Origin of the sequence: Streptomyces sp. TRM70350, from assembly GCF_019219825.1 — a bacterium.
GTDB lineage: Bacteria > Actinomycetota > Actinomycetes > Streptomycetales > Streptomycetaceae > Streptomyces.
In genome coordinates this window covers 1-597 of the sequence record NZ_JAHUXH010000122.1, presented here as the reverse complement: position 1 = coordinate 597, position 597 = coordinate 1, and the positions used below count along the sequence as shown (strand labels likewise).

At 71.0% G+C, this 597-nt stretch carries 1 pseudogene; it reads left to right on the top strand.

Annotated features, from left to right (window positions below):
- Positions 1-586: pseudogene (locus KWI83_RS37855) on the top strand (IS5 family transposase); the annotation flags it as partial.
- Positions 587-597 lie beyond the last annotated feature (11 nt).

Below are 597 nucleotides of genomic sequence, written 5' to 3'. Positions count from 1 at the left end.
CAGGCCGGGGTGTGGGAGGAGCTCCAGCGGGTGCTGCTGGACCGGCTGCGGGCGGCGGACCGCCTGAACTTCTCCCGCGTCGCGGTCGATGCCTCGCACGTGCAGGCCAAGCGGGGGCGAAGCAGCCCAAAAGTCGGTCCGAGTCCCCATTGACCGTGCACGGCCGGGCTCGAAGCACCACGTGCTGACCGACGCGCACGGCACCCCGCTGCGGGTGTCACACACCGGCGGACACCGCAACGACATCACCCAGCTTCTGCCGCTGGTCGACGGGCTGGCGCCGGTGCGGGGCAAGCGGGGCCGGCCCCGGCGCAAGCCCCGCGCGCTGTATGCCGACCGCGGCTACGACCACGACAGCTACCGCCGCCGTCTGCGTGAGCGTGGCATCGTTCCGAAGATCGCCCGGCGCGGACAGCCACACGGCTCGGGCCTGGGGCGGGTGCGATGGGTTGCCGAGTCCGCCATCGCCTGGCTCCACGGCCCTCGCCGCTTACGGACCCGCTGGGAAACCCGAGACGACATGCATGACGCCTTCCTTCATCTCGCGCACTGCATGACCCTCGCCCGCAAGCACCCAGCTTTTTGAAAGGACCCCTT